A 7,001-nucleotide genomic window follows, 5' to 3' on the forward strand; every position below is an offset into this window, starting at 1 on the left:
GTCGGTTTCTGTCGGTAAGTCGATATATTTTGATAATCGCTGATATATTTCAAGAATCGCCGATATATCTTGAGATTCGCTGATATATTTTAATAACCGCCGATATATTTCGAAAATCGCTGATATATTTTATTTCATAATTAAGTGGTCCAACTTTTATGAGAAAAGGTCGTGATATTATGTGGACACAACAAATAATCAACACGAAACGTGGCACATTTGAAATCTTTACAAAAGGAAATGGCGAACCGCTTTGCATTACACATCACTATTCACAATTTAATGAAACTGGTGATTACTTTGCGAATGTTTTCACTGCTACGCATCGTGTATTCCTCATTAATTTACGAAACGCTGGTAACTCAGCAAAAGCCAATTCAGAAAAAGAATTAAGTATGATTGAAACAGTTCACGACTTAGAAGCAATACGAGAAGCATTGCACCTTCCAATATGGCATTTCGCCGGTCATTCAACAGGTGGTATGCTTGGACTTTTATATGCAATTACATATCCAAATTCCTTACAATCATTAGCCTTGGCCGGAGCTGCAGCAAGTAACTATACCGAAACACCATTTTGTATTTATCACCCGACACATCCACAGTTTCATTATATGCAAAAGCTCATCGAAAACTTAAAAACCCCTCACCTTTCAAATGCAGAAAGAAAAGAACTATCTACTAAGAGAACAAAATTATCATTGTATAAACCAGAAAACTACAACTCTTATTTTAGTAAACCAATCCAAAAAACAATGTCCGCTAGCCGGATGAATGCTTTCGCCAATGAATATCCTTCATTTGATTTAAGAGAGCATTTACCTTCCATCCAAACAAAGACACTTATTATATGCGGAAGACATGATGTACAGTGCCCAATTCAGTATTCTATTGAGATGCATGATGGCATACGTAATTCTATCTTTGTGATATTTGAGGAGAGTAACCATTATCCTTTTTTAGAAGAATCCAGTCGGTTTACTTCTATTACTCAAACATTTTATAAATCGTTGCACTAGTACCGCTATTATTAAGGAAATCTCACAGTCTCTATAAGACTATGAGCTTTTTCAAAAGAAATATTTCACACTAGAAACAACAAGAAGAACAAAAAAATTATTAAACCTACATCAAGTAATACTGCCTTTTTATCTCCTTCTTTTAAACTTATCATAAAACTAGAAATTATTTTAATTCCAAAAAAGACCATCATAAATAGCCCACCGAAATGATCATTCGTAGAATCTCCATCATAAAACATTTGTATTGCACCGATAATTAATAAGATAAGTATGATATTGGTTCCAATCTTTAAAGCCTTGTTTGATTTATTATCTTTTAATGTATCTCTCAAAATGTAGCACGCCCTCTCATGCTCTCCTATGTTTTATCTCTCTTTATATTTTAACACAAATTACCTATTATTCCCTTTTTCGTTCGAATAACATAAAAAACCTGCCAATTACTCGGCAGGTATATTACACGTTAAAGCGATAACCAGCTCCCCATACTGTTTCAATATATTGCGGGTGAGCAGGATCTCTTTCAATTTTTTCACGTAGCTTTCTAATGTGAACAACGACAGTGGCTAAATCGCCAGCTGAGTCTAGTCCCCAAATACGTTCAAATAACTGTTCTTTATTTAATACTTGGTTTGGATGCGTTACAAAGAATGTTAATAAATCAAATTCTTTCGTTGTAAACGCAATTTCTTCATTGTTTATAAAAACTTTTCTCGCTCGCTGATCAATAGAAATTCCGTGAATGTATAACGTATCACGTTGCTTACTCACATTTCCTGATAATCTTTCATAACGAGAAATATGAGCTTTTACCCTTGCGACTAATTCACTCGGGCTAAAAGGTTTCGTTATATAATCATCCGCTCCTAAACCGAGTCCGCGAATTTTATCTATATCTTCCTTCTTTGCTGAAACAAGTAAAATCGGAATATCTTTTATAGCACGTATTTGTTTACAAATTTCAAAACCATTCATTTTCGGAAGCATAATATCTAAAATAATTAAATCATAATCTTCCTGAAGAGCCATTTGTAGACCTACTTCTCCTGAATGTTCTACATCGACTTGAAAATCACTAATTTCTAAATAATCTCGCTGTAATTCTGCAATACTTATTTCATCTTCTACTAGTAAAATCCTCTTCATTCTACTCACCACATTCCTGTACTTTTTTCAATGAGAAGAAAATACTTGTACCTTCCCTAAGATTACTTTCCGCCCAAATTTCTCCGCCATGTTCTTCAACAATTTGCTTCGCTATCGCTAAGCCAAGCCCACTTCCACCTGTGCTAGAATTTCGCGATTGCTCTGCACGATAAAACCGCTCAAATATATACGGCAGCGTATCAGCTTCTATACCTGCCCCATTGTCCATCACTTTCACAATAACTTTATTGTTATCACTCAATACTGTTACAGTAATTTTCTTCTCTTCTTTATCCATGTATTTCACACTATTATGAATTAAATTTGATATCACTCTATTTATCTTTTCGCAATCAGCCGTTACATATAGTGGTGATGAATGTAATTGTAAGTAAACTTCTATACCTTCCTCACTTAAATCCATCTGCATCTCTTCTAATAATTCCTGCTTAAACACGTTTAACTCTATCGTTTCAAACTGAAAGGGAACTCGATTCAAATCAAGCTTCGAAAACAAAAAGAGCTCATCAATAAGTGTATCCATATGTTTTGCCTTCGTATGAATGGTCGTTAAATACTTATCCATTTTTTCTGGCGTATTTGCTACCCCATCTTTTATACCTTCCACATATCCGATAATAGAAGTAATTGGTGTTTTTAAATCATGAGATATGTTTGAAATAAGCTCTTTTCGATTTTCTTCATACTGTGTTTGCACTTCAATCGATTCTTTTAACTTCTTCCTCATTTCTTCAAATCCTTGATTTAATTGCCCGATTTCATCATGGGATGTAACTGGAATTTGAAAATCTAAATTCCCTTCTTTAATTCTCCCAGTCGCATCTTTCAACACAAAAATTGGTTTTATCACACTTCTTGAGACGAAATAACTTACTAATCCAATGAGTAATATCGCTAACAGTAAAAGTGCTACGAATAAAATTGGAAATAATTTTTGTGTAAGATCTACAAATGAACTTTGCCTTTTTAGTACAAATATACTCCCTTCTTCATCTCCGGGAAAATAAAAATCAAATTTTACATATCGATAAAATGTATCGCCTAGTTCTGTTGTACCACGACTATTAATATTTGCTGATTCAAATTTCGGAATGGCTTCTTTTAAAGATACACCTTCAAATATTTTTGTAGCATAAGAAATGGTTTCTCCCTTTCTTACAACTATTTTCACCCCTTCTTTTTCAAGTGATGAAACGAACGATTCATCTAATAGTTGTGATTGATTTTTCTTTGCCGCTAATTTCAATTCAATATACGTATTCTCTTCTTCTGGCGTAAGCGGTTTTTGAATATAGGAACTTTTATAGAAATTTTTCACTGATTCCAAGTCTCCTGTTATAGAAAAAACAATTAAAAATCCCGCGACTAATATGAGCGTGATGGAAACGAGAATAACAGCGATATAAGAGAATAAAAATCTTGTTTTAATAGACATATGTTACATCCTCACTTTAACAAACCATGTTATTCATAAGCATAAAAATATATGTTCAAATACTCAAGCGATTTTATAGTAATTTTAGCGTCAGTTTATAAAAATTTAATGTTCTTCTTTTACAGTTGAAATGAGGAGGTGGAAATTCCATATTCAAAAAAACATTAAGCATGTTATGTTGCGTAATTTTTTTACAAGGTTGCTCACAAGAACAAGAAGTTAAAAAGGAGATGACAAGCATGGAGACAGCGCTACACGGTGCTGATGTAAATATTCCAGACAACGATGGTGTTACCCCGTTAGAGCATGCTCGCGCTCATACCTTTGAAGAGATAGAGAAGATTTTGTTAGAAGGACGTAAGTAAAAAGCTAATTTTTGCCTCCCTCTCCCATCCTATGCTACATTTAAGCCGTTACATCAATATTAATAGGGGGGAATAAGCATGAACAAACCTAAAATTGGGATGATTGGACTTGGAAGTATCGCACAAAAAGCCTATCTTCCAACACTTACAAAAGAAACAGATTGGAATTTTGTAGGGGCTTTTACACCTAACGCAGAGAAAAGGAAACAAGTTTGCCAGCAATACCGTATTCAAGACTTTCATTCTATTGAAACGTTAGCTTCGGAATGCGATGCAATCTTCGTTCATAGTTCAACTGCTACACATTATGAAATCGTTTCTGAACTTTTGAAAAAAGGAATTGACGTTTATGTTGATAAGCCGCTAGCAGCTACAGTGGAACAAGCTGAGCAACTAGTCGAGTTGAGCGAAAAGCATAACCGAAAGTTAATGGTCGGATTTAATCGCCGATTCGTTCCTATGTATGTTACTGCAAAAGAGCAAGCTCATAATATTTCATGGGTTCGAATTGAAAAACACCGCACAAATAAAGTGGGGCCATATACGTACGACTTCACTATGTTAGATGATTACTTACATATTGTAGATACTGCTCGCTGGTTAGCTAATGATGATCTTAACGTCGTTCATAATATGATGCAAATAAATGAAAAGAATGAACTTCTTTACGGACATCACACATATACAACGCCAAGTGGACTGTTACTTTCTACCGCAATGCATCGCCACGCCGGTACAAATTTAGAACAAATTGAACTTGTAACGACAGGTAAAATCATTCGCGTAAAAAATATGAACACATTTGAAGTTGAGCAGGAAAATGCAGTTTCTCAAATTGGTTCACCATCATGGGATACGACGTTAAAACAACGTGGTTTTGAAGATGCTGTTCATCATTTTATTGAATGTGTACAAGGAGATACAAAGCCTGTTGTAGATGGATTAGAAGGATTAAAAACGCAGCAACTGCTACAATCTCTACTGGAGAATGTAAACAAAAATTAAAACGGATACATTTTTCAGAATTTACTTTCATTCCCATTTCCTCTTTATTTCTCTCGCAAATTTCTATAGAATATGTTGATAGGAATTATAAATTTCATATTGAATCGTGGAAAGGATGGGATTAACACATGTGGAACGAGTTTAAAAAATTCGCATTCAAAGGGAATGTAATCGATTTAGCTGTCGGGGTTGTAATCGGTGCTGCATTTGGTAAAATCGTTAGTTCTTTAGTAAAAGATATTATCACACCATTACTTGGTATGGTATTAGGTGGCGTTAACTTTACAGATTTACATTTTGGATATGGTAAATCTGCTGTTATGTATGGTAACTTCATCCAAACTATTTTTGATTTCTTAATTATTGCAGCTTCTATCTTTATGTTCGTTAAAGTGTTCAACAAACTAACATCTAAAAGAGAAGAAGAAGAAAAGACAGAAGAAATTCCAGAACCAACAAAAGAAGAAGTTCTTCTTAGCGAAATTCGCGACTTATTAAAACAACAAAACTCTTCTAAAGATAGAGCATAATTGAACGGATAAAAAGGCATGCCCCTCGGGACATGCCTTTTCTATATGCTATAACGTTTCCGAATTCATATGAATAAATAAAATAATACCTGCAACCATAAGTACCATAATACTACCTGCAAATAGTGTAATACCCATAAACATTAAACTTGTGCTCATGTCCACTGATACACTTTCAATAAAAATAGAAATTACATACGTGATAAGGGCAATTCCTGCAAGAATACTTCCTGGAACTAATCGCTTTAAGCCATTTTGTTTTAACGTCATATATGCAAAAATAGCAGTCATACAAAGCGTAATTATCCAAAGAACGATCATCTCTTCTCCCCCCTCACAAGCCTTTTCTTTCTATTATACATGACATTGCCCTATAATAGTTAAATTTGCACTTATGTGACATATAACAAGGAATAACCCCAACTGTAGCGAAAGCATTACAGCATACACTTACACAATGAGGAGTGGTTCATTTGGAATATACTACTGTAGGGGATTTAGAATTAGTCGAACGATTCGATTATGTTACGATTGACTTAGACAAACAGTTTTTTTATATCGAAGTTGTAAATCTACAAAGCAATAAAGCTGTACTAAAAATATCAATTAACTTAGAAAAAAGCGAAACGATGATAGAGGGAAATACAATTCAGTACGATACTTTGCACATAGAAGCATTATTACAAGGGTTAAAATGTATTGCACAAACATGTATTGATCGCAATTTGAGCAACCAAGAGGAACTGTTCGCATTTCTAGAAGAAAATTAGCCCCAATTAAAAATGGTTATTTTTTCTATTAATTGATATAATTATCATATACAAATATTCTTTATAAGGGAGTGTTCATAATGATTTGGATTTCACTAATCGTATTAGCCTATTTCATCATTCTCGTCCCAATACAGTATAACTATATTAAGATATTAAAGACAAAACAGAAAAAACTGAACGTGTCACAAAATGAACTATATGACAACATGTCTTATGAAGAATCCCAAATACATTATCATTATCAAAGTAACGTATTTACAATACCTGCTTCTCTTGTCGCAAGTATTATTTATAAGGTGAAACATGCAGCATAATATGTACGCTGTAAAATTATTGTTTGAATCTGTTCATTCTGGTGAGCCTGACCCTACTAAAGTGGATGAGCATTATGAAGAGAATCACGATACACTTTTTGAAGAAAGTATTATTCTTGTTAAGGCAAACAGTATAGAGGAAGCTCACGAATTAGGTGAAAAGATAGCTATACTCTCTGAAGAATCGTACGATAATATGTACGATGAGCAAGTGACGTGTACGTTTCGAAAAGTATTGCATGTGTTTGAATTAGACGATACACCATTTGAAACGGGAAAAGAATTGTACGCAAGATTTTTACACGTTAAGAAAACTGAAAAGGTAAATACCGTAGTAAAAGCATACTATCCTGAATACGAATAAAAGCTCACAGCAATTGCTGTGAGCTT

At 33.9% G+C, this 7,001-nt stretch carries 10 protein-coding genes and 1 pseudogene; 7 read left to right on the forward strand and 4 right to left on the reverse strand.

Annotated features, from left to right (window positions below; all coding sequences use genetic code 11):
* Nucleotides 1-158 precede the first annotated feature (158 nt).
* Nucleotides 159-1,019 carry an alpha/beta fold hydrolase gene (locus tag GFJ36_RS24030; RefSeq protein ID WP_097889190.1) on the forward strand — a complete coding sequence of 287 codons (861 nt, stop codon included), beginning with the start codon at nt 159-161 and terminating at the stop codon, nt 1,017-1,019.
* 65 nt (nt 1,020-1,084) lie between these two features.
* On the opposite strand, the gene GFJ36_RS24035 is transcribed toward GFJ36_RS24030, so the two are convergent.
* The 3 genes from GFJ36_RS24035 to GFJ36_RS24045 form a co-directional block, all read right to left on the reverse strand.
* Complete coding sequence (locus tag GFJ36_RS24035) at nt 1,085-1,354, reverse strand: hypothetical protein (RefSeq protein ID WP_097889189.1); 270 nt, start codon at nt 1,352-1,354, stop codon at nt 1,085-1,087.
* 124 nt (nt 1,355-1,478) lie between these two features.
* Nucleotides 1,479-2,168, reverse strand: a complete 690-nt coding sequence (locus GFJ36_RS24040; RefSeq protein WP_000821767.1) for a response regulator transcription factor — start codon at nt 2,166-2,168, stop codon at nt 1,479-1,481.
* Between the two features lies 1 nt (nt 2,169).
* Complete coding sequence (locus GFJ36_RS24045) at nt 2,170-3,624, reverse strand: sensor histidine kinase (RefSeq protein WP_157349752.1); 1,455 nt, start codon at nt 3,622-3,624, stop codon at nt 2,170-2,172.
* 254 nt (nt 3,625-3,878) lie between these two features.
* On the opposite strand from GFJ36_RS24045, the pseudogene GFJ36_RS30285 reads away from it, so the two are divergent.
* The 3 genes and pseudogenes from GFJ36_RS30285 to mscL form a co-directional block, all read left to right on the forward strand.
* Nucleotides 3,879-3,989 (forward strand): annotated as a pseudogene (locus GFJ36_RS30285) (ankyrin repeat domain-containing protein); the annotation flags it as partial.
* A gap of 78 nt (nt 3,990-4,067) precedes the next feature.
* The gene (locus GFJ36_RS24055; protein WP_097889188.1) at nt 4,068-4,994 is read left to right on the forward strand and encodes a Gfo/Idh/MocA family protein; all 927 of its coding nucleotides are present in this window, start codon (nt 4,068-4,070) and stop codon (nt 4,992-4,994) included.
* Between the two features lie 128 nt (nt 4,995-5,122).
* Nucleotides 5,123-5,524, forward strand: a complete 402-nt coding sequence (mscL, locus tag GFJ36_RS24060) for a large conductance mechanosensitive channel protein MscL (protein ID WP_000267007.1) — start codon at nt 5,123-5,125, stop codon at nt 5,522-5,524.
* Nucleotides 5,525-5,572: 48 nt separating this feature from the next.
* Here the strand turns inward: mscL and GFJ36_RS24065 are convergent, their stop codons facing one another.
* Nucleotides 5,573-5,845, reverse strand: coding sequence for a DUF3917 domain-containing protein (locus GFJ36_RS24065; protein WP_087985429.1), 273 nt, complete (start codon nt 5,843-5,845; stop codon nt 5,573-5,575).
* 152 nt (nt 5,846-5,997) lie between these two features.
* Here GFJ36_RS24065 and dhp61 point away from each other — a divergent pair, with 152 nt between their 5' ends.
* The 3 genes from dhp61 (at nt 5,998) to GFJ36_RS24080 (ending at nt 6,975) form a co-directional block, all read left to right on the forward strand.
* The gene (dhp61, locus tag GFJ36_RS24070; RefSeq protein ID WP_000456869.1) at nt 5,998-6,294 is read left to right on the forward strand and encodes a protein Dhp61; all 297 of its coding nucleotides are present in this window, start codon (nt 5,998-6,000) and stop codon (nt 6,292-6,294) included.
* Between the two features lie 80 nt (nt 6,295-6,374).
* Nucleotides 6,375-6,611 (forward strand): DUF3949 domain-containing protein, encoded by a 237-nt coding sequence (locus GFJ36_RS24075; RefSeq protein WP_046956179.1) that lies wholly within the window; start codon nt 6,375-6,377, stop codon nt 6,609-6,611.
* 1 nt (nt 6,612) lies between these two features.
* Nucleotides 6,613-6,975, forward strand: coding sequence for a DUF4288 domain-containing protein (locus GFJ36_RS24080; RefSeq protein ID WP_060486607.1), 363 nt, complete (start codon nt 6,613-6,615; stop codon nt 6,973-6,975).
* The last annotated feature ends 26 nt before the right edge of the window (nt 6,976-7,001 follow it).

The sequence above is a fragment of the Bacillus sp. EE-W1 genome (assembly GCF_009760835.1).
Taxonomy (GTDB): Bacteria; Bacillota; Bacilli; order Bacillales; family Bacillaceae_G; genus Bacillus_A; species Bacillus_A wiedmannii.